The organism is Streptomyces sp. NPDC001700 (assembly GCF_053596435.1).
In genome coordinates this window covers 340,672-362,331 of the sequence record NZ_JBSFGE010000006.1, presented here as the reverse complement: position 1 = coordinate 362,331, position 21,660 = coordinate 340,672, and the positions used below count along the sequence as shown (strand labels likewise).

General features: G+C 70.8%; 15 protein-coding genes. 5 read left to right on the top strand and 10 right to left on the bottom strand.

From position 1 onward, the window contains the following. Positions 1-7: 7 nt before the first annotated feature. Genes ACWC5C_RS14980 through ACWC5C_RS14955 form a run of 6 tightly spaced genes read right to left on the bottom strand, consistent with a single transcriptional unit; the run spans position 8 to position 6,792 of the window. Complete coding sequence (locus ACWC5C_RS14980; protein WP_450875805.1) at positions 8-1,513, bottom strand: aldehyde dehydrogenase family protein; 1,506 nt, start codon at positions 1,511-1,513, stop codon at positions 8-10. Next, on the bottom strand, positions 1,510-2,391 hold the full coding sequence (locus ACWC5C_RS14975) for an ATP-binding cassette domain-containing protein (protein ID WP_450875804.1): 882 nt from the start codon (positions 2,389-2,391) through the stop codon (positions 1,510-1,512). The genes ACWC5C_RS14980 and ACWC5C_RS14975 overlap by 4 nt, the downstream gene beginning before the upstream one ends. Continuing rightward, positions 2,384-3,454 carry an ABC transporter ATP-binding protein gene (locus tag ACWC5C_RS14970; RefSeq protein ID WP_450875803.1) on the bottom strand — a complete coding sequence of 357 codons (1,071 nt, stop codon included), beginning with the start codon at positions 3,452-3,454 and terminating at the stop codon, positions 2,384-2,386. Before ACWC5C_RS14970 ends, ACWC5C_RS14975 begins: the two co-directional genes overlap by 8 nt. Continuing rightward, positions 3,451-4,326, bottom strand: coding sequence for an ABC transporter permease (locus ACWC5C_RS14965; protein WP_450875802.1), 876 nt, complete (start codon positions 4,324-4,326; stop codon positions 3,451-3,453). The genes ACWC5C_RS14970 and ACWC5C_RS14965 overlap by 4 nt, the downstream gene beginning before the upstream one ends. Then, complete coding sequence (locus ACWC5C_RS14960; RefSeq protein ID WP_450875801.1) at positions 4,323-5,273, bottom strand: ABC transporter permease; 951 nt, start codon at positions 5,271-5,273, stop codon at positions 4,323-4,325. Before ACWC5C_RS14960 ends, ACWC5C_RS14965 begins: the two co-directional genes overlap by 4 nt. Positions 5,274-5,277: 4 nt before the next feature. Beyond that, positions 5,278-6,792 carry an ABC transporter substrate-binding protein gene (locus ACWC5C_RS14955; RefSeq protein WP_450875800.1) on the bottom strand — a complete coding sequence of 505 codons (1,515 nt, stop codon included), beginning with the start codon at positions 6,790-6,792 and terminating at the stop codon, positions 5,278-5,280. A gap of 126 nt (positions 6,793-6,918) precedes the next feature. On the opposite strand from ACWC5C_RS14955, the gene ACWC5C_RS14950 reads away from it, so the two are divergent. Both ACWC5C_RS14950 and ACWC5C_RS14945 read left to right on the top strand, forming a co-directional pair. Then, the gene (locus ACWC5C_RS14950) at positions 6,919-8,391 is read left to right on the top strand and encodes an amidase (protein ID WP_450875799.1); all 1,473 of its coding nucleotides are present in this window, start codon (positions 6,919-6,921) and stop codon (positions 8,389-8,391) included. Then, a complete protein-coding gene (locus tag ACWC5C_RS14945; RefSeq protein ID WP_450875798.1) occupies positions 8,388-9,155 on the top strand; it encodes a FadR/GntR family transcriptional regulator in 768 nt (255 codons plus the stop codon). The genes ACWC5C_RS14950 and ACWC5C_RS14945 overlap by 4 nt, the downstream gene beginning before the upstream one ends. A 73-nt stretch (positions 9,156-9,228) precedes the next feature. Here the strand turns inward: ACWC5C_RS14945 and ACWC5C_RS14940 are convergent, their stop codons facing one another. The 3 genes from ACWC5C_RS14940 to ACWC5C_RS14930 form a co-directional block, all read right to left on the bottom strand. Next, positions 9,229-10,866, bottom strand: a complete 1,638-nt coding sequence (locus tag ACWC5C_RS14940; protein WP_450875797.1) for an outer membrane protein assembly factor BamB family protein — start codon at positions 10,864-10,866, stop codon at positions 9,229-9,231. Positions 10,867-10,948: 82 nt separating this feature from the next. Beyond that, entirely contained in the window at positions 10,949-12,574 is a 1,626-nt protein-coding gene (locus ACWC5C_RS14935; protein WP_450875796.1) for an HAD-IIIC family phosphatase, read from the bottom strand. Further along, positions 12,571-12,816 carry an acyl carrier protein gene (locus ACWC5C_RS14930; protein WP_385439179.1) on the bottom strand — a complete coding sequence of 82 codons (246 nt, stop codon included), beginning with the start codon at positions 12,814-12,816 and terminating at the stop codon, positions 12,571-12,573. The genes ACWC5C_RS14935 and ACWC5C_RS14930 overlap by 4 nt, the downstream gene beginning before the upstream one ends. Positions 12,817-13,028: 212 nt before the next feature. Between ACWC5C_RS14930 and ACWC5C_RS14925 the strand changes: the two genes are divergently transcribed. Further along, positions 13,029-14,294: an MFS transporter gene (locus tag ACWC5C_RS14925; RefSeq protein WP_450875795.1), complete on the top strand. Its 1,266-nt coding sequence runs from the start codon at positions 13,029-13,031 to the stop codon at positions 14,292-14,294. 20 nt (positions 14,295-14,314) lie between these two features. Here the strand turns inward: ACWC5C_RS14925 and ACWC5C_RS14920 are convergent, their stop codons facing one another. Beyond that, positions 14,315-15,796 (bottom strand): SDR family NAD(P)-dependent oxidoreductase, encoded by a 1,482-nt coding sequence (locus ACWC5C_RS14920; RefSeq protein ID WP_450875794.1) that lies wholly within the window; start codon positions 15,794-15,796, stop codon positions 14,315-14,317. A gap of 298 nt (positions 15,797-16,094) precedes the next feature. On the opposite strand from ACWC5C_RS14920, the gene ACWC5C_RS14915 reads away from it, so the two are divergent. Continuing rightward, entirely contained in the window at positions 16,095-20,816 is a 4,722-nt protein-coding gene (locus ACWC5C_RS14915) for a beta-ketoacyl synthase N-terminal-like domain-containing protein (RefSeq protein ID WP_450875793.1), read from the top strand. A 5-nt stretch (positions 20,817-20,821) separates the two neighbouring features. Beyond that, positions 20,822-21,628, top strand: coding sequence for a polyketide synthase dehydratase domain-containing protein (locus ACWC5C_RS14910; RefSeq protein ID WP_450875792.1), 807 nt, complete (start codon positions 20,822-20,824; stop codon positions 21,626-21,628). Positions 21,629-21,660: the final 32 nt, after the last annotated feature.

Genomic DNA, 21,660 nt, shown 5'->3' with positions numbered 1-21,660 from the left:
GTGGTCCTCACGGCTTCGTTGTCGTCGGGCGGATCACTGCCATACGGGTCACGGTCAGCTCTTCGATGGCGAACCGCGGGCCCTCCCGTCCGGCTCCGGAGTCCTTCACACCGCCGTACGGCATGACGTCGGACCGGAAACCGGGCACCTCGTTGACGACCACTCCGCCCACCTCCAGGCGGTCGAGAGCGGTGAACGCGGTGTCCAGGGCACTGGTGTAGACGCTCGCGTGCAGCCCGTAGCGCGAGTCGTTGACCAGGTCGAAGGCCGTCTCCAGATCGGGGACGGACCGCACCGCCACCACGGGGCCGAAGACTTCCTCGTCCCAGACGGCCAGCGCGCGGTCCGCGTCGAGCAGCACGGTGGGCTCGATCACCCCGTCGGTGACCCTGCCCCCGGCCACCAGCGACGCCCCCGCCTGCACCGCCTCGTCCAGCCACGCGCACACCCGCTCGGTCGACCGTGTGTCGATGAGCGCCGAGACGCGCGTCGCCGGATCGCGGGGATCGCCCATGGCCACCTGCGCCACCCGCTCCGTCAGCCGGGCCACGAACTCCTCCCGCACGGCGTCCACCACGATGACCCGCTGCACGCTGATGCACGCCTGGCCCGACGCGTAGTAGCCGCCGCGCACCACCGCGTCGGCGGCGGCGTCGAGGTCGGCGTCGGCGGCCACCACCAGGGCGGCGTTGGAGCCGAGTTCGAGCAGCACCTTGGTGGGCGCCGCGTCGCGGGCGATCCGGTGGCCCACGGCGGCGGAACCGGTGAAGGACACCGCCCCGATCCGCCGGTCGGTGGTCAGCGCGACGCCCACCTCGGGGCCTCCGGTCACCAGCTGCACCGCGGCCTGCGGCGCGTCGTGGGCGCGCAGCGCCTCGCGGAGGAGGTGCACCAGCCACAGGGTGGCCAGCGGTGTCTGCGGGGCGGGCTTGGCGATGACCGGGCACCCGGCGGCCAGCGATGGCGCGATCTTGTGCGCGGCGAGCAGCAGCGGGTAGTTGAAGCCCGAGATGCCCACCACCACGCCGATGGGCTTGCGGGTCCAGAAGCCGAGCAGCCCCTCACCCGACGGCAGCAGGTCCAGCGGTACCGTCTCCCCGTGCAGCCGGGCCACTTCCTCGGCGGCCGTCAGCAGGGTCAGCAGGGTGCGGTCCACCTCGACCCGGCAGTCGACCAGCGGCTTGCCGGTCTCCAGGACCAGCAGCCGCTCGAAGTCAGCGCGCCGGGCGGCGACGGCCTCGTGCGTGGCGAGCAGCGCGGCTCTGCGGGTGTGCGAGGGGAGCCGTCCGACCCGGTCGCGGACCGCGAGGGCCGCGTCCACCGCCTGCTGCGCCAGGCCGGTGTCCCCGACGGGGGCGTGGGCGACGAGTGTGCCGTCGTAGGGGAAGCGGACGTCCTCGGCGGCGGGCGCCGCTACCCACTGGTCCCCGATGGGAAGGCCCTCGGGAAACTCGTCGACGACGGAGCTTCCGGCTACGACGGAGTCTCCGGCGCGGTTGACGTGGACGGTCACGGTCGGTCCTCCCGGTTGAGATCGGCCGCCGACACTCCGGACAGTGCCTTGGCCAGGGTCGGAACGGCGGCGATCAGCCTGCGTGTGTAGGGGTGCCGCGGTTCCTCGTACACCTGCTCCGTGGCCCCGGTCTCCACGATCCGTCCGTCGTGCATGACGGCGACCCGGTCGCACACATGGCGGACGACGGACAGGTCGTGGGAGACGAAGACCAGGGTGAGGGACAGCTCGTCGACGAGGTCGGCGATGAGGTTGAGCACCTGGGCCCGTACGGACACGTCCAGGGCGCTCACCGGCTCGTCGGCCACGATGACCTTCGGACGCGGGGCGAGGGCGCGCGCGATCGAGATGCGCTGCCGCTGGCCGCCGGAGAACTGGTGCGGATAGCGGTCCGCCGCGTCGGCGCGCAGGCCGACGGCCTCCAGCAGCTCGGCCACCCGCTCCCGGCGGTTCCCGTGTCCCTGCGCGACGAGCGGCTCGGCCACGATGTCGCCGACGCGCATGCGCGGGTCCAGCGAACTCATCGGGTCCTGGAACACGAGCTGGAGCCGTTCACGGACGAACTTCAGCTGTCTCTCCCGGAGCCCGGTGATGTCCCGGCCGTCGATCGCGACGCTGCCGCTGGTGGGGCGGTCGAGCCCGGCCAGGATCCGCAGCAGGGTCGACTTGCCGCACCCCGACTCGCCCACGATGCCGAACCGCTGTCCCTGGGGGATGTCGAAGCTGACGCCGCGCAGGGCGTGCACCGGCGGGCTGGGGCGGCGCAGCGAGGTGCGGGGCCGCCGGTAGTCGCGGGTGACGTCGCGTACGGAGATGGCGTCCACGGCGCCGGGCTGTGACCCGGGGGCGAGGGGAGCGGTGATCGGCTGCTCAGCCACGACCGGCCTCCTGTTTCGTAGGTGCGTCGCTCCCGGGCACCGGGTGGAAACAGGCGTAGCCGGAGTCCGGCCCGGTCGAAATCCAGTCCGGCCGGGTGGCGCACACCTCGGTCGCCTGCGGGCATCGGTTCCGGAAGACACACCCGGCCGGGAACTGCCCCGCCGGGGGAACCGACCCGCCGATGGTGATCAGGCGGCCGCGTTCGTCGACGGTGGTCAGGTCGGACGCGCCGATGAGGCCCTGGGTGTAGCGGTGCCGGGGGCGGGTGAACACCTCCCGGACCGGGCCGGACTCGACCACCCGCCCGCCGTACATGACCAGCACCCGTTCGCAGGCGGTGGCCACCACGGCCAGGTCGTGGGTGATGAAGAGCATGGCCGATCTGCGGTCCTGGACACCCCGCACGATCAGGTCGAGGACCCGGGCCTGCACGGTGACGTCGAGCGCGGTGGTGGGTTCGTCGCAGACCAGGAGCGCCGGGTCGTTCGCGAGGGCGATGGCCAGCACCACCCGCTGCCGCTGGCCGCCGGAGAACTGGTGCGGGTAGGCGTGCGCGGCGGCCTGGGGGTCGGGCAGCCCCACCTGGGCGAGCAGTTCCACGGCGGCGGCGCGGGCGGACGCGCGGTCGGGCCTGGTCCGGTGGATGAGCAGCACCTCGGCGATCTGCCGCCCCACCCTCATCGTGGGGTTGAGGGCGGTCATGGGCTCCTGGAAGACCATGGCGATCTCCTTGCCCCGCACCCGGGACATCCGCGCCTCGTCGGCGCCCACCAGATCGTGGCCGACTCCGGCGAGCCGCACCGAACCCGTGGCCCGCAGCTCCTCGGGGAGCAGGCCCATGACGCTCAGCGCGGTCAGCGACTTGCCCGATCCCGACTCGCCGATCAGGCCGACCCGCTCACCGGCGCGGATGGTGAAGCCGACGTCTTCGACGAGCTTGCGGCCGCCCACCGCCACGTCCAGGTTCCGTACGGCCAGCACGTCGTCGGGTCCGGGCTCGAACCCGGGATCCGATCCGGAGAGGGGTCCGGGGGCCGGTGCCGCCTCGGGTGCCGGGGTCATCGGCGGTCCTCCAGCTTGGGGTCGAAACGGTCCCGCAGGCCGTCGCCGAGCAGGTTGAATCCGAGCACCGCCACCGCGATGGCGATGCCCGGGAAGACGGCGAGCCGGGGCGCCAGCGACAGCAGCTCCTGGCTCTCCTGCAGCATCCGGCCCCAGGAGGGGGTGGGCGGCGGGGTGCCGAAGCCCAGGAAGGACAGCGCGGCCTCGGCGAGTACGGCGATGGCGAAACCGACCGACGCCTGCACGATGATGAGGCTGCTGACGTTGGGCAGGACATGCCGCACCCCGATCGCGAACGGCCCGCGGCCCGCCGCGCGCGCGGCGATGACGTACTCCGTCTTCATCACCTGCAGCGTGCCGCCACGGATCAGCCGGGCGAAGTTGGGGATGGACGCGATACCGATCGCGATCATCGCCACCAGCGTGCCCGCGCCGTACACCGCGGCGAACATGATGGCCAGCAGCAGCGCCGGGAAGGCGAGCAGCAGGTCGTTGCCGCGCATCAGCAGCTCGCCGAACCAGCGGGGCGCCATCCCGGCGACGATGCCCAGCGGCACCCCGATCAGGGCGGCGACCCCGACCGCCACGAAGCCGACGAACAGCGTGGTGCGCGAGCCGATCAGGATCTGGCTGAACACATCGCGGCCGAACTTGTCCGTGCCGAACCAGTACTCCGGCGACGGCTCCCGCAACCGCACCGCGGGATTCACCAGGGTCGGGTCGTGCGGGGTCCACACGAAGGACAGCAGCGCCATGCCGATCACGACCGCGACGATGACACCACCCACCAGGAGGCTGCCCGTCACCGGGCGGCGCCGACGACGGCCGCCCGGCGCCGAAGCGACAACGATCTCCGTGTCCGCAGCACTCATGACGCACGCTCCCTGAGCCGCGGGTCGATCACCAGATACACCATGTCCACCAGGAAGTTCACGAGCAGCACCGCCATTGCGATGATCATGACCACGTCCTGCACCACCACCAGGTCCCGGTTGGCCACGCTGTCCAGCAGCAGGCTGCCGAGCCCGGGGATGACGAAGACCCGTTCGATGACGACGGAGCCCACCAGCAGCGTGGCGAGCTGCAGCGCCAGGACGGTGACCACGGGCACCGCCGCGTTCCGCAGTCCGTGCCGCAGCAGGGCCCGCGTCGGGCGCAGCCCCTTGGCACGGGCGGTGCGCAGATAGTCCTCCCGGAGGACGTCGAGCACGGCGCTGCGGACATAGCGGGTGAGGACCGCCGCCTGCACCAGTCCGAGGGAGAGCGCGGGCATCGCCAGCTGTTTGAGGAACAGGACCGGATCCTGCACCGGGGGTGTCCAGCCGTTCGCGGGCAGCCAGCCGAGCCCCACCGCGAACACGGTTATCAGGAGGATGCCCGCGAGGAACGCCGGGACGGCCACGCCGACTTGGGACACGGCCGAGAGAAGGAGCCCGGAGGCCTTGCGGTGCCGCACCGCCATGAGCGTGCCCATGGGGACCGCCAGGACGCAGGCGAGCGCCATCCCGGTGCCGACGAGCCACAGGGTGACCTGGAGGCGGTCGGCGATCTGCGGGCCGATCGGCGCCTGTGAGATGTACGAGTTCCCCGGGTCGAGCGTCACCAGCCCGTGGACCCAGCTCAGATACTGCTCCACGAGCGGCCGGTCCAGCCCGAACTGCTCGCGCAGTTGCGCCACCGCCGTGTCCGACGCGCTGGTGCCGAGGGCGACGCGGGCCGGATCCCCCGGCAGCACCGCCATGAACGCGAACACCACCACGGAGCTGACGACCAGGCTGGCCAGGAGGATCGCGAGCCGCTGCAGAAGACGGACGGTCATCGGCCTAGTCCACCTTTCCTGACCGGCCCAGGCCGGTGAGATCCAGTGACTCGGACACGGAGTTCACGGGAAGGCCGGTGATGCTCTTGTCCGCCACCATCAGGTTCGGCAGCAGGAACAGCCAGTCGGCCGCGGCGTCCCGGGACAGCAGCCGGGCGGCCGCCCGCATGGAGGTGATCTGCTCCCGCTGCGAGCCCTGGTCCGCCTTCTTCAGCAACGCCTGGAACTCGGGGTTGTCGTAGCGGGTGTAGGCGGTCTTCGCCCCGAACACCGTCTGCATGTCCCGGGGCTCCACATGGCCGATGATGGACATGTCGTAGTCGGCGTTCTTGAACACGGTGGTCAGCCAGGCGGCGGGGAACTCCAGCTGGTCGAGCTTGACCTTGAACCCGGCCTGTTCGAGCTGGCTCTTGACCACGGTGCCGCACGCGGTGGCGTACGGCAGCGTCGGCAGCCGAAGCCGCAGCGTATGGCCCGCCTGGCCGGACTCCTTCAGGAGCTTCTTCGCCTTGTCGCGGTCGTACGGATAGTCGTCGGTGCGGTTCTGGTACCACGGGTCGGTCGGCGGGACCATGCTGCCGATGAGCTTGCCGCGGCCTCCCCAGCAGGTGTCCATCAGCGCCTTGTGGTCGATGGCGTAGCGGACGGCCTGGCGGGCCTTCGGGTTCTTCATCGGGCCCGAGCCGTTGTTGAGGGAGAGGACCACCTCGCCGTTGGTCGTGCCCTCGATGACCTTGTACTTCGGGTTGTTCTGGAAGCGGTACAGGGAATCCGGGGACTGCATCTGGCCGATCACATTGATCGTGCCCGTGAGCAGCGCGTTGTTCATGGCCGTCGGATCCTTGAAGTACTTCAGGGTGACCGACGCGAAGTGCGGTTTCCGCCCCCAGTAGCCCGCGCGGCGGGCCAGGGTGATCGAGTCGCCGCGGTTCCACTTCTTCACCGCGTACGGACCGGTGCCCACCGGCTCGGTGGCCAGCTTCTTCACACCGGTCCGGCTGAACATCGCGCCGACGCGGGTGGTCATCCGGTACAGCCAGTCGTTGCTCGGCCGCTTCAGGGTGACCTTCAGCTCGCCGGGCGACACCGCTCGCACCGTGTCCACGACGTCCATCTGGGACTTCTGCACCAGTGTCCAGTCGGTGGGGACACGTTCGATGGAGAACTTGGCGTCCTCGGCCGTGAACCGTGCGCCATTGCTGAACGTGGCGTCCTTGACCAGGTGGAACGTATACGTTCTGCGGTCCTTGGACAGGCTCCACGACGTGGCCAGCTGGGGCCGTATCTTCCCGGACTGGTCCAGCTTCACCAGGTTCTCGTACACGTTGTAGAGCAGTGCCTGCGGAATGGCGGCGCCCTCGGTCCTGGTGAAGTCGAAGTTGGCGGGCTCGGCGGTGAGGCCGATGTTCAGGGAGTTCTTCCCGACGCCGCCGGTGGCCGTGGACCCGGCCGAGCAGGCCGCCAGAGGAAGACACGCGAGCGTGGCCGCGATCCGTACGACCTTGGTATCCCGCGTCATGGACGCAACCTTCCGATGTGACTGGCCTGACCAGTAAGCTCACTTGTCAGGTACCGTGTCGACTGAAGCTGTCCTTGTCAAGAGTTCGCATACCCCGGGTATGCGCGAGCGAGGGAGAGTGTGCGGGTGCCGACGGAACAGGGCCTGGCCGCCGTGCCGGCCGTCGAGATGGTGGCCGGATTCGCCGATCGGACGCTGTCGCCGGTCGAGGTTCACGACGCCGTTCAGTCGGTGATCGAGGCGCGCGAGGGTGTGCTCAACGCGTTCTGGGTCCGGGACCCGGACGAATCCCGCAAGGCGGCCCAGGCCAGCGAGGCCCGATGGGCGGCGGGGGAACCGCTCGGGCTCATCGACGGCGTACCCGTGACACTCAAGGAGAACATCGCCCGCAGAGGCGTCCCCATGCCCTCGGGCAACGCGGGCACCGAACCGGTCGTCCCCGACGCGGACGCGCCCATCACCGCACGCGTCGCCGAATCCGGCGGGGTGGTCCTCGGATCGACCGTGATGCCCGACTGGGGCATGCTCTCCTCGGGCGTCTCCAGCCGCCACGGCATCTCGCGCAGCCCCTGGAATCCCGGCTGGACCACGGGCGGCTCCAGCTCCGGTGCGGGGGCCGCGGCCGCCGGGGGATACGGCCCGCTCCACGTCGGCACCGACATCGGAGGATCGATCCGGCTGCCGGGCACCTGGCTGGGCCTGGCCACGCTCAAGCCCAGCTACGGGCGGATCCCGCTGGACGCCCCGTACCTGGGCCGCGCCGCCGGGCCCATGACACGCACCGTGGCGGACGCGGCCCTGTTCATGCGGGTCCTGAGCCAGCCCGACCCCCGGGACTGGACGAGCCTGCCGCCGCAGGACATCGAGTGGTCGGCGCTGGACGGCGAGATGCGCGGACTGCGGGTGGGTGTGCATCTGGAGGCCGGGTGCGGGGAGCGGTGCGACGCCGGGATCCTGGCCTCGGTGAACCGTGCCGCCGAGGTCTTCGAGGCGGCGGGAGCCATCGTGGAGCCCGTCGAACCGTTTATGACCCAGGAGCTTCTGGACGACCTGGACCTGTTCTGGCGGGTGCGGTCCTGGAACGACTTCCGCCAGCTGACGCCCGAGGCCCGGCTGCGCGTCCACCCGCACATCATCCGCTGGTGCCAGGGAGGCGCGGACGTGCCGGGCACGCGCGTGCTCCAGTGCTACCAGCAGATCATGGCCATCCAGGCGCGGACCGTGGCGGCCACGGTCCCGTACGACCTGGTGCTCTCGCCGGTGGCTCCGGTGGCGGCGTTTCCCGCCGAGCAGCCGATGCCGTTCTCGGGGGACGCGAAGACCATGGCCCACATCGGTTTCACCGCGCCGTACAACATGTCGGGCCAGCCCGCGGCGACCGTCAACTGCGGTCAGACGGCGGACGGGCGGCCCATCGGCGTGCAGATCGCGGGCCGCCGATTCGACGATCTCGGCGTCTTGCGGGCGGCGGCGTGGTACGAACGGAACCGCCCCGCCGAGGCGGTCCCGCAGTGGCCGGACCACACCACAGGAGAGCACACGGGGAAGGGCACGGGGGAGAAGAGCACATCGACCACGCTCGAAGGGGAGAAGCCTTGAGTGACGGGGCACAGTTCCGGCAGGTCTCGCCGGTACGGCTCTACCAGCGCATCGTCGAACAGATCGAGCAGGCGATCGCGCGCGGTGACCTGAAGCCGGGGCAACGGCTGCCGAGTGAGCGCGAGTTGGTAACGCAGTTCGGGGCGAGCCGCCCCACCGTGCGGGAGGCCCTGCGCGTGCTGGAGAGCAACGGACTCGTCCGCTCGCGCCCGGGCGACCCGAACGGCCCGGAGATCCTGCCGTTCACCCCGGCCGGTCTGACCAAGGAGATGACCCGGCTCGTCCAGTTCGACAACATGTCGATGGCCGAGCTGATCTCGTTCCGCATGATCCTCGACGGCTCGGCGAGCCTGCTCGCGGCCCGGCTGCGGTCCGAGGAGGAGCTGTCCGCCATGGAGCGGACGATCGCGGTCATGGAGGAGGCGATCGAGACCGGGTACGAGGAGTTCAGCGCGGCGGATGTCGCCTTCCACGAGGCGGTGGCCGTGGCCAGCCGCAACTCCCTCATCGAGGTGTGCAACCAGGTGGTCCGGGGCGCCGTCCTCCTGCTGATCTCGGACAAGGTCGCCCACGCGCACAACAGCACGGCCCTGATGCGCGAGTCGCTTCAGCACCACCAGGAGGTGCTGGAGGCCATCCGGCTGAGGGACGGGCTGGCCGCGGCGCGCATCTCGCGCCGCAAGCTCTACGAGTACTACGCGGGCTACGTCCCCGAGGACGAGCGGGAGCCGCTGCTCGCGCTCATGGACGACGAAGAGGCCTGACCCCGAAAACGGCGCGAACACCGAACGGCCCGGACCAGCCAGGTCCGGGCCGTACCCATGGTCGGGACGCGCGTCAGCGGCCGTCGAGGGTGAAGCGGTAGAGCTTGTTGTTGTGGCCGCTCAGGCCCTCGCCCACGTTGGAGATGTAGTAGCCGGAGCCCCAGTACAGACTGCCGTCGACCACGGCGGGTCCGCCGAAGACTGAGCCGCCGCTGGCGAAGTCCCACCGGATCTTTCCGGTCTCGGCGTCCAGTGCGTACATGTTGGTGCCGCCCGGCGCCGACGAGCCCGCGTACATGACGCCGTTGGCACTGGTCACGAAGGAGTCGTCCAGCCACTGGCCGTCTTTGCCCTGCGGGTCGGCGGTCTGCCACTCGATCTCGCCGGTGGCGGCGTCGAGCGACACGAAGAAGCCACTGTTGATGGTGGTCTTGGTGCCGTCGGCCGCGGTGATGGTGTAGGGCAGGTGATCACCGTTGCCGATACCGGCGAAGATGTGCTTCCCGTCGGTGGCCGTGCCCCACAGGATGCCGCCCAGTGGCCCGCCGGGGCCCGCCTGGGTCTCCCACACGACCTTGCCGGTGGCCGGGTCGAGAGCGTAGTAGACACCGCTCTTCTGCCCCACGCCGAGCAGGTCGGTCCGCTTGCCGTCGATCGTGGTGGTGTAGAGGTTCGGAGCGGAGCCGAAGTCGAAGTCCGGGGCCTGGTTGGGCTGGTACATCATCCAGGTGTCGGCGGTCAGGGTGTGGTGAGCCCACTTGAGCTTGCCGGTCTTGAGGTCGAGGGCGAGGACACTGTCGAAGTGGTTGTCCTTGTCCGGCGGGGTGCAGTCGGTCTGCTTGGGATTGAGGCAGACACCCGGCGGAGAGGTGTAGTTGTTGCCCGTGCCCACGAAGAGCAGGCCGGTCTTGTGGTCGACCACGGGCTGGCTGCCCCACACGGCGGCGCCGGTGTAGCCCTTGGGGAGGGTGTACGTCTTCCACAGGATCTTGCCGGTCTTCGCGTCGATGGCCAGCACCGAGCCGCGGAACTTCGGCTCGTCGTGGAGGGTCGAGGCCTTGGAGGACGTCCCCACGTAGATGACGCCGTTGTCCACGGTGGGGGAGGAGGTGATGACGGTCGTCGGATCGTCGTCGACCTTGGTCTTCCAGCGCTTCTCGCCGGTCTCCGCGTCGATGGAGATGAGGTAGGCGCTCTTGGCCTCGGGCGTCATCAGCGTGCCGGTGCCGATGAACAGGTCACCCTTCCAGTACGCGGGGCTGGTCCGGGAGATGTCCCCGGCGATGCCGTCGTAACTGGTGATGGTGTTCGACCAGACCTCCTTGCCGCTGTCGGCGTCGACGGCCCAGAGCTTGCCGCCCCAGTCGGGCACGTACACGGTGCCCTTCACGACGGTGGGGGTGGCGGAGACATCGCCCGCGGTGGTGAAGGTCCACTTCGGCGCCAGTCTGCCCACGTTCTTCGGGCCGACGGTGCGCTCGGTGGCGGCGTGATGGGTGTTGTGGTTGTTCTGTCCCGCGCTGGGCCAGTCGGACTTCGCGGGGACACCTCTGTCCTGGGCGGCCTCGCCTTTGGACTGGGCGGGCTCGACGCCGCTCGCGGCGGGGGCGCCGGTTGACAGGGTGAGTGCGGCGCAGGTGGCCGCCGCGACGGCCAGCCGCCGCCACAGCTTTCGGCCCTGCCCGGGCCATCGGCTCGTACCGGGTTTCATGGAGTGCTTCCCTCGTTCCCTCTGACGCCTTGGGTGGAGTGTCCGGCGGAGTCGCCGGCCACGTGTGGTGGGGTCGGCTCGGCTACCGCGCGGACACGTCCGCGGAGGCGTCGGCCCAGTCGGCGGTCCGTACGTCGACGACACCGGGCGTGTCGTCGGCGCCGATGGCCCTGCCGGAGAGCTGCTGGAGGAAGTGGCGCGCGGGCGCGTTGCGCCGGGTGGGTGAGAAGGGCAGACGCAGGGTGTGGCAGCCGAGCGCACGGGCCTCGGCGCTGAGCAGCCGCAGCATCCGCGTCTCCACCCGGCGGTTGAGGACCCGGCAGCTGAGCAGGAAGACGGGAACGTGCAGGGTGTCACCGTCGGCCTCCGCCACCACGAGCCCGACCGTGCCGTAGTCGCCGAACACATCGCGGACCCGCACCATCCAGCCATGGCCGCCGCCGTCCAGCAGCTGCCGCAGCTCCGGCACCGTGAAGGCCGTGCCCGCCAGGGTGAACTGCGTGGTGCGGGTGGTCAGTTGGGCCGCCCGCTCCAGCAGGGAGTCCGGCAGCCGCTCCATCGTGACCTCGATGGCGCAGCGGGCCAGGAACTCCTCGTAGTCGCGGGCGGACCGCTCCAGGGCCCGGCGCTCCGGCTCGGCCCCGTACCAGTCGGCCCGCAACCGGTCCTCGTCCGTCACCGTGAGCTGGTCGAAGGCCGCCTCGCGGGCCAGCTGGCCCGGCGCCGCGGCCGCGTCCCGGGTCAGCTCCACCACGGCGACCTCGGGCAGCTGGGCGCGCACCGACGCGCATTCCACCGCGTCGTCGTCCACGAAGACGAAGGAGTTCAGCGCCAGCCCCAGCTCCTCGGAAAGCTCCGACAGGTACCGGGCCTTGGGCTCCCAGCCGATCCGGTGGGAGGTGATGTCCGGCAGGGTGAGGACCATGTCCGGGTGGTCGGCGAACACGGCCTGGACATCGGCCTCTTCGTTACGGCTGCACAGGCACAGCAGCTTGCCCCCCGCGCGCTGGTCCCGCATGAACTCCTGGACCGCGCGGTGCCCCGGGCCGATCTCCACCCCGCGCGGCCCGTCCTCGCCGCACACTCCGGACCACAGCGTGTTGTCGCAGTCGAGCACCACGACCTTGCGGGGCCTGCGCCACGTCGTGGCGGCCATCCGTACCAGCCAGTCGGCCAGCGCGTCCAAGTACGCGTCGGTGTACGGGAGATGGGCGATGCGGTCGGCGTACTCGTCGTGGATCTCCGGCACGCCGTAGCGGTCGGCGAGGCCGTCCAGCGGGATGAGGTGCACACCGGGCAGCGGGCCGACGGTGTCGGTGATCCGCCGCGTGGCGGCGCCGATCCACCGCGCCCCGGCGGGGTCGGCCAGGGCACCCGGCGACGGCGGGGCCAGGGCCACCAGCCAGGTCGCCGCGGAGCGGGTGGGCGAGGCGGACAGCGCCGACAGCAGTTCGTCCAGGAGCCGGACGTCGCCCCAGGGGTCCCCGGCGCCCCGGACCAGGTCCTCGACCCGCAGCAGCACGACATTCACCCCGGTGTGGGTCAGCAGCGCACTGCCCGGGTCGAGCAGCGGCTCCACGATCTGGCCGTACGGTGCCGCCACGACCGTACGGTCCGTCCCCTTCAGCGCGCGGTCCATGGCGGCCCTGAGCCCGTCCGCGGTGAAGGTCGCGGCGAGGACGATCCCCGGACGCTTCGCGCCGCTCATCCCGCCCGGCCGTCCAGATGGGCGCGGACGGCCTCGGCGAGTTCCGCCGCGGTCGTGTCCTTTCCGAGCGCGTGCACGGGCAGCTCCACGTCCAGTTCCCGCCACAGGCGCGACAGCACGCGCACCGCCCGCATCGAGTCCCCGCCGAGCGCGGCGAAGGGGATGTCCGGGGCGACCGCGTCCAGGCCCAGCACCCCCCGGAACGCCTCCAGCACCGAGTCCACTTCGTTCGTTTCCCTCACGAGAACACCCTCGTTCCGGCCACGATCGGCCAACGCATATGGCAGAAAGGTGAAGCATCCCCATCGGCCGTCACCAGACGGCCGGATCTGGAGCGTAAGGATCGCTCACCGGACGCCGCAACTGCGTTCACGGCGGCGGACGTTCACGTAACGTGGCCAGCACCTCGGCTACAATCCACCGCCTGCCAGAAGCCGAAACAGAAGAAGGAACCATGCGTAAAAACGGGTTGGCCAGCCTCGTTCCCTTTTACTTCATCATCCTGATCGACAATCTGAGTGTCAGTCTCATCATTCCGGTGCTGATTCCCATCTCTTATGACGCCCATACCGGCATCATGAGCAGCGGAGGAACCAGCACCCGCGACCTGTTCTACGGAGTCGCCATCGGCAGCTATTCGTTAGCCATGTTCTTCGGCGCACCGCTGCTCGGCTCCCTGTCCGACCACTTCCGCCGCAAGAAAACCCTGGCCCTGTGCCTGCTGGGGCTGGCGCTGGGCTACGCGCTGACCATCTGGGCCATGCTGCGCCGGGACGCCTACATGTTCGTCGCCGGACGGGTGATCGGCGGCCTCTTCTCCGGCAGCCTGCCGGTCGCCCAGGCGGCCATCCTCGATGTCACGCCGAAGGAACGCCGGGTGAACTCCATCGGGCTGATCATGTTCTGCGTCTCGACCGGATACGTGGTGGGCCCGCTCATCGGCGGCTACCTCAGCGACCCCACCCTGGTCTCCTGGTTCACCCTCAAGACCCCGTTCATCTTCGTCGCCGGTGCCACGCTGCTGAACCTGCTCATCCTGCTCGTCGCCTTCCGTGAGGCCCCGGCGCCGAAGCCCGCGGGCCGCATGGCCTTCCCGAACCCTGTGAAGCACCTGATGGAGTCCTTCTCCTTCCCCGGGGTCAGGCTGCTCTCCGCCGTCCTGCTCTTCATGTCGCTGGGCTGGACGGCCTTCTTCCAGTTCATCGGCCTGTATCTGACGGCGAACGAGGGCTTCGACCAGCGCGGGGTCACCAACCTGATCTCGGTGGTCGGCGTCGGTCTCGCGGCCGCCTTCCTCTCCCTGGTGCCGCTGTCGATGAAGTACCTCAAGCCACATGTCGCGGTGACCGGCGCGCTGGCCGGGATGGCCGTGTGCATCGCCGGTACCGCGCTGACCGGCTCGTCGATCGCGCTCTACGCCCTGTGCCTGGTGGGCGCGGTCACCTACGGCATCTCGTACAGCGGTCTGGTGGGCATGATGTCGGCGGCCGTGGCCGACAGCCACCAGGGCTCCGTCATGGGCACGGCCGGTGCCATCGCGGCCATCTCCGCGGGGCTGTCCGGCGTCGTCTTCGGCATCATCGACGGGTCGAGCGCGGTTCCCATCTTCTCCGCGGCGGCCTTCGTCGTCCTCGCCTTCGCGCTCATCGCCGTGCGGGGGATGGGCGGCAGCGGCGCCCAGGGGGCCCAGGAGAGCGCGGATACGACCTCCATGGTCTGACCCGCGTTTCCGTCTGCCCGTCACCGCCCGGCCGGGACCGCGTCGAGGGCGTCCTCGCCGATGATCTGCGGGACCCCATCGGCGGGTCCGGCGGCCATCAAGCGGCGCACGAGTCTCGCAGCCACCGGCTCCACCGGCCCGGCCGTCTCCCGGGCGCTGGGCGAGTTCGTCTGCTCGGTCCGCAGCATCCCCGGCCGGGCGAGGAGGAACGCCACCCCGGGGTGGTGCCGGGCGGCCCAGTGGACCAGGCCCTCCACGGCGGACTTGGCCGCGACGTAGTGCGGCCAGTCCCGGGGCGGTTCGCGCAGGGCGGCCGAGGAGATCACCAGGCAGCTGCCCCGCCCGGGCTCCAGGAGGTCCAGCAGCCCCGCCATGGGCGCGCTGACCAGCCGCGTCGAACCGGTCAGGAACGCGTCCATCCGGTCCAGGTCGGTCGGTGCCAGGCCCAGGGTGTGCAGGGGCGGGGCCGCGCTGCAGACCAGGAAGTCGAAACGGCCGCCCGCGCGCTCGACACGGGCGCGCACCTCGCCGCTCCAGTCCGGGTCCGCGGCGTCGCCGGGTACGGAGTGCAGGCGGCCCGGCAGCCCGTCGCCGTCGGCCCGCAGGGAGTCCGGAAGGGCGCCCCGGTGCCCGACGTAGACCTCGCACCCCTGCGACGCCAGCGCCAGGGCCAGGGCCGCGCCCAGCCCACGGCTGCCGCCGACGACCACGGCTGAGTTGCCCCGCAGCAGGGTGGACGGAGTCAGGTGGGTGCTCAGCGCGGCCGATGTCGCCAGGGGAGCGGGCGCACGTACCACCGCCTCGATCTCGGCCTCGGCGACGACCTCCCCGTCCGCCGTGATTTCCCCGCCGATCGACACCAGCCCGATACGGTGGTCGGTATGGAGGATGCGGGCGGTGTACGACAGCCGCGCGGGGCCGGAGGCCGTGACCGGAAGGAACCGCAGCGCCACCCGTCCGAGGAGGCAGTTCTCACCCGGCAGCCGCATCCCGCCCAGATAACCCGCCCACAGCAGGCAGGCCAGCGGCGTCCGCCCGAGCAGCCGGGAGGCGGCCGGGAACCGCTCGCACAGCGCGTCGATCCCGTCCGGGCCGTACGCGCCGGACACCGTGGTTCCGGGCGGCAGCTCCGCGATCGTGTGCGGGGCCGCCGACCGCTCCGGTGGTACGGGAAGCGGATCCAGGTCCGGCGGGGCGCCGGGGCGGATCCGCACGGTCAGACAGGTCCGGTCGCCGTCGAGCAGCCGGTATCGGCCACCGTCGAGTGTGTCGGAGCGGTAGCGCACCCCGGGGAAGACGGGGTTGCCGAAGTCGGCCTCGACGGCCGTCACCCCCGCCGCGTCCGGCGCCTGTTCGTCCAGCGTCGCCAGGGCCGCGAGGACGCCGTGCGCGACGGTTCGGCCGAACGGTGTGCGGCGGGCGTAGCCGGGGGAGCGGTGCAGCGGGTTCCGGTCGCCGCTGATCCGGGCGAACAGCGCCACGTCGTGATCCGAAAGCAGCACGTGGATACCTCCGATAAGCGTCGTCGTGCGGACGCCGTGGACGGGGTGAGTATCGCGGACGCCGGGGTGTTCAACCGCGGCACGGCAGCAGTTGAACACCTGACAGGAACGGAGCCGACCGTGCACGGTGGTGACAAATGATCGCCGCACGGCATCATGGGATTTTCCAGAGGCCTGGGCGGGCGAAAGGTCTGTACGCATGACGCAACGTCAGGCGAGCGCCTACGAAAGCTTTCAGTGGCACCGGTACCACCAGATTCCCGATGACCCGGGACTCACCATCAGCTACGTTTACGCGTTGACCGGAGATGTCGACATCAGCCGTCTCGACGACGCATTACGAGAGGTGGTTTCGACCGCCTTTCCGCGGCTTCTCTCCTATTTCACCGACGTCGGCGGAACGCTCATGGCGCGCAGCCGTCCGGCGCCCCGCCGGATAGTGCGGCGCTGCGAGCGGCAGGACGAACTCCTCGACCCCGGCGGCATCGATCCCACCGGCCAGGAGCTGTTCCGCTTCCGGTGCTGGCAGGCGGGCCCGGAAGAGCTGTGGCTGCGCCTGGACTTCAGCCATGTGGTGTTCGACGGTGGCTGCTACGCCCCGTTCATCGCCGCGCTCAGCGCCTGCTGGCAGGGGGACGCGCCGGTGCGGGAGCGGTCCTTCGGCGCGGTGCGGCAGACCGCCGCCGCCGAGGACGAGGCCTACTGGCGGTCGATGCTGGCGGGCCGACGGCTGCACCAGCCACTGCCCTTCTCCTCCGCGGCGCCCCAGCCGACCGGCCGCCCCATCGCGGTCAGGGAAACGCTCACCGGTGAGCGGGCCGACGTCATCCACCGGTTCCTGCGCCACCACGAGCTGAGCCTGTTCCAGTTCGTGGTGGGCGTCACCGGTGCCCTGACGCACACGTACGGCGGCGACGACCAGAGCGTCGTGGTCGCGCACACCGTGGACACCCGGGCGTACGGAGCCCCCTATGGCTGCCACACCAACCTGCTGCCGCTCTGGCTGGACATCTCGGCGGACCGGCCCGCGCTGTCGGTGTTCGAGCAGGTCCGCGCCCGGCGCGAGGAGCTGAGGGACCACCAGGGCTTCCCCACGCTCGACCTGCTCTCCCTGGCCACCACCGGCCAGGGAGCCACGGCGGCTCTGGGGCACAGCGTCCTCAACCTCGTGGTGAACGCGTCCTCCGCCATGCTGCCGACCGCGGTGCCGCAGCTGCGGGGACTGGAGGTGTCCTGGGTCCGCAAGCCCGAGACCGGCAGTTCGAGCGAGCTGAGCGTCAACTTCAGCTCCGACGAGCAGGGCATCCACCTCTCCTTCGACTCCTCCACGCGCGTGATGTCGCCACCGGCCCTGTCGGCGCTGGCGACCAACTTCTGCCGCATGGCCCGGTTCATGGCCACCGAACCGCACCGCCCGCCGTCGCGGTGCGACCTGTCGCGCCCGCCGGAACCGGTGGCCGAGGGAGCCATACGAACCGCCCCGGACACCCAGGGCCTGGGCGAGGCCCTGATCGCCACCGCCGGGCGGGAGCCGGACCGGGTGGCCGTGGTGGACGACCACCGGTCACTCACCTACGGCGAACTGCTCGGCGCCACAGACCGGCTGAGCGGCGACCTGGCGGGGTCCGGGAAGGAGCCGATCGGCATCTTCCTGGAGCGGTCGGCGGCGATCCCCGTCGCCTACCTGACCGCGCTCGCGCTGCGGCGTACGTTCGTACCGCTGGACCCCCGACTGCCGGACGCCCGGCTCGCGTACATGGCGACGACCGCCGACCCGGGCGTGATCCTGGTGGACGCGGCGACCCGGGACCGGGCGGCGCGGCTGTTCCCCCACGTACGGACGCGGGAGGTGGACGCGGCCCCAGCGCCCGGTGCCTACGATCCGTTTCGGCCACCGGTCCCCACGGACGAGGACCGCACCGCCTACGTGATGTTCACCTCCGGGTCGACCGGCACCCCCAAGGGCGTGGCGGTGAGCGAGCGCGGCCTCGTGAACTTCCTGCACTCCGTGCGCGAGGATCCCGGCATGGGCCCGGACGACCGCATCGTGGCCCTGACACCGATCGGCTTCGACATCTCGCTGCTGGAGATCCTGCTGCCGCTGCTGTGCGGCGCGAGCGTCCAGGTGCTGTCCGAGGAGGCCAGGACCAGCGGGTCCCTGCTCGCCGAGCGCATCGACGGCAGCGGGGCCACCGTCGTCCAGGCCACGCCGTCCACCTGGCGCATCCTGAAGGCCACCGGATGGCGGGCCGCCCGGCCCATGACGCTGCTGTGCGGCGGGGAGGCCCTGGACCGCGACCTCGCGGACTATCTGCTGAGCCAGGGCGCGGCCGTCTACAACATGTACGGGCCGACCGAGGCGACCATCTGGGCGAGCTGGCAGCGCGTCACGGACGCCCGGCGCATCCACCTGGGAGAGCCCGCGCAGCACACCCGGTACTACGTGGTGGACGCCGAGGGGCGGTCCGTCGCCCCGGGCATGCGAGGCGAGCTGCTGATCGCGGGCGACTGCGTGGCCCAGGGGTATCTGAACGCCCCGTCGACCGCCTTCGGCGTGCTGCCCGACGGCACGCCCTCCTACCGGACCGGCGACCTGGTCCACTACGAGGGGCCGTCGCACCTCACCTACGTCTCCCGCGACGACGGCCAGCGCAAGGTCAACGGACACCGGATCGAACTCGGCGAAGTGGCGGCCGCGGTGACCGCCCAGGCGCCGTCCGCCACCGTCGTCGCCGTCGTCCGGCCGGAGCCCGAACCGCACCTGCGCTGCTTCGTGTGGCTGCCCGCCACCGAGGACTTCGACGCCGGGGTGGTGCGGGAGCGGTGCCGGGACACGCTGCCGTACTACATGGTGCCGCAGGCCGTGCACCGGCTCCGCGAGGTCCCGCTGACGGCCAACGGCAAGACCGACGTGAAGAAACTGACGGAGGCGCCCCTGTCTTCGCTGGGCCTGTACCCGGAGGACGAGACCTCCCCGCCGGAGCGGGCCCCGCGCGAGACCGGCGAGACGGGACCCGGAGACCTCCTCTCCGAGCTGCGCCAGCTCGTCGCCGCCGAACTGGGCCTCGCGCCACCGGACGCCGACCGGCCCCTGGGATATCAGGGCGTCACCTCGCTCGGCTACAACATCCTCGCCACGAAGATCAGCGAACGCTACGGAGTCGTCGTCCACGCGCACGACTTCTACCGCCTGAACACCCTGCGCAACGTCGCCGACACCGTCGTCCGGCAGGCCGGAGACCGGCGGCCCGGCCAGGGGCAGGACATCCGCCCGACGGCCGCGCCACGCACGGGGACGGACCCCGCCGCACCCGGCGCCGACGACCGCCTGGCCATCGTCGGACTCTCGGCGGTCCTGCCCGGCGGGCCGGACCCCGACGCGTTCTGGCGGACCCTGGTCGACGGCAGGGACTGCGTCACACCGGCCAGTGACGGACGCGGCCTGCCCGGCGAGGTCGCCGGATTCCTGCCCGGGGTCAAAGGGTTCGACGCCCGGTTCTTCTCCATCTCGCCACTGGAGGCCAGCTGGATGGACCCACGGCAGCGGCTGCTGCTGCAGTCCGTCTGGCACACGCTCGAAGACGCCGGGTACGCCCCGTCCGAGCTGAGCGGATCGCGCACCGGCTGCTACATGGCGGCCACCGGCAACGACTACGCGCTGCTCCAGGCCAGGGCGGACGCCCGGCAGATGCCGTACTCGCTGGTGGGGCACTCCATGAGCCTCATCGCGGGCCGCGTCTCCTCCTGGTTCGACTGGCACGGCCCCTCGACGACCCTCGACACCGCCTGCTCCGGTTCCCTGGTGGCGCTGGTCAAGGCGTGCCGCGATGTGCGCGCCGGGGTGTGCGACGCGGCGGTGGTGGGCGGGGTGAACCTCATCCTCGACGCCCAGATCAACGAGGGGCTGCAGGCGGCGCGGTTCCTGTCGCCCGACCACCGGTGCGCGGCCTTCGACGCCTCGGCCAATGGGTACGTACGCGGTGAGGGGTACGGAACCCTCCTGGTCAAGAGGCTGGACGACGCCCTCGCCGACGGCGACGCCATCCGCGCTGTGGTCGAGAGCGTGGCGGAGAACCACGGCGGCCGCGCCAACTCGCTCACCGCCCCCAACCCCAACGCCCAATACCACCTGCTGCTGGACGCCTACACCCCCGAACTCGCCGCCCGCACCGGCTACATCGAGACGCACGGAACCGGGACGGTGCTGGGCGACGCCATCGAGATCGACGCCCTCAAACGGGCGTGGGCGCACCTGGTGCCGCAGCCCGCCGGGCGCCGCGTACGGCTCGGCGCGGTCAAATCCCACATCGGCCATCTGGAGCCCGCCGCCGGAGTCGCCTCCGTGACCAAGGTGATCAAGGCCTTCGAGCACCGGACCCTGCCGGGCAACCTCCATGTGCAGGAACTCAACCCGGGCATCGCCCTGGAGGACACCCCCTTCGAGGTGCTGCAGAAGACGGTCCCCTGGGAAGACGGTGACCGGCTCACGGCCGGGATCAGCAGCTTCGGCTTCGGCGGCACCAACGCCCACGTCGTCCTCTCCTCGCCACCGAGCCGTCCTGCCCGGCCTACCCGTCCTGCCCGGCGCGGCACCCGCGCGCAGACCCTGCTGGTGCCGCTGTCGGCACGTACCCCACAGGCGCTGCGCAGGCTCACGGCCACGCTGCTGGACCACATCGAGCGAGCCGGGCGGCTGTCGGACGAGGACCTGCTCGACGTGGCGTACACCCTGTGCCGCCGTGAGCCCCTGGCGTACCGCCAGGCCTGGTGTGTCTCCTCCGGCGAGGAGCTGGTCCGCGCGCTGCGCACGGCGGGTGAGCCGGTCCACGCGCCACCGGCGGAGCGGGAACATACCGCGCACCCGGCGACTCCCGAGTCGGCCCGCGAGCGCTATCTGTCCGGTCAGCCCGTCGAGTGGCAGGCACTCTTCGCGAACGACGAGCCGCGCAGGCTGCGGCTCCCCGCCTATCCGTTCGACGAAACGGACCTCTGGTTCACGGACGGGGGACGCACACCATGACGACCGTGGACGACACGGTGGAGCCGGTGCCCCTCCTGCTAGCGGCCGGTGAACCGGGCGGCTTCCGGGCGCGGATCGGCCCCGACCACACGTACCTCCGGGAGCACCTGGTACGCGGGCGGCGCGTCCTGCCCGGTGTCGTCAGCCTGGAGATGGCGCTGCACGGCGCCGCCCGACTCCACCCCGACAGGCAGACGTTCGCCATCAGGGATGCCGCCTGGTTGCGGCCGATTCCCGGCGATGAGCCGCTGGATGACCTCTCCCTGGCCTTTCGCTCCGCACCCGACGGTATGTCGGTGGAATACACCGTCAGCAATGGCGGCGCGCATTGCGGTTTGGGCACGCTCCTGCTGGAAAGGCAGGACCGAGCGCCTGCGGTGGGCCTGGACGTACGGGACACGATCTGCGCGAACACCCGGTCCCATCTCACCCGGCGGGAAATCTACGCGGAGTTCTCGCACATGGGCATCGACTACGGCCCCTACTTCCGCCGCATCACCTATGTGCAGCGGCACGGGCAGTCGTCACTGGCCTGGCTGTCCCACAACGACGGCACCCGGATGGGCCTGGTCAACCTCCTCGACTGCTCCTTCCAGTCGGGCATGGCGATCTCCATCGGAGAGCATCGCGACAGCTTGATGCCATTCTCCATGGGGCATATGGTCTTTCACGCCCCTCTCCGCTTTCCTGCCGCTTCGGCTTTCGTCCTGACGAAAAAGCTCTCTCCCTTCAGAACGCATTTCACGGTATTCGATGAGGATTACGAACCGCTTCTCTCGGTCTTCGACCTCGGTGTGAAACCCGCCCTCTGACATCCCGCTGTGAATCCTAGGCATAGGGGACT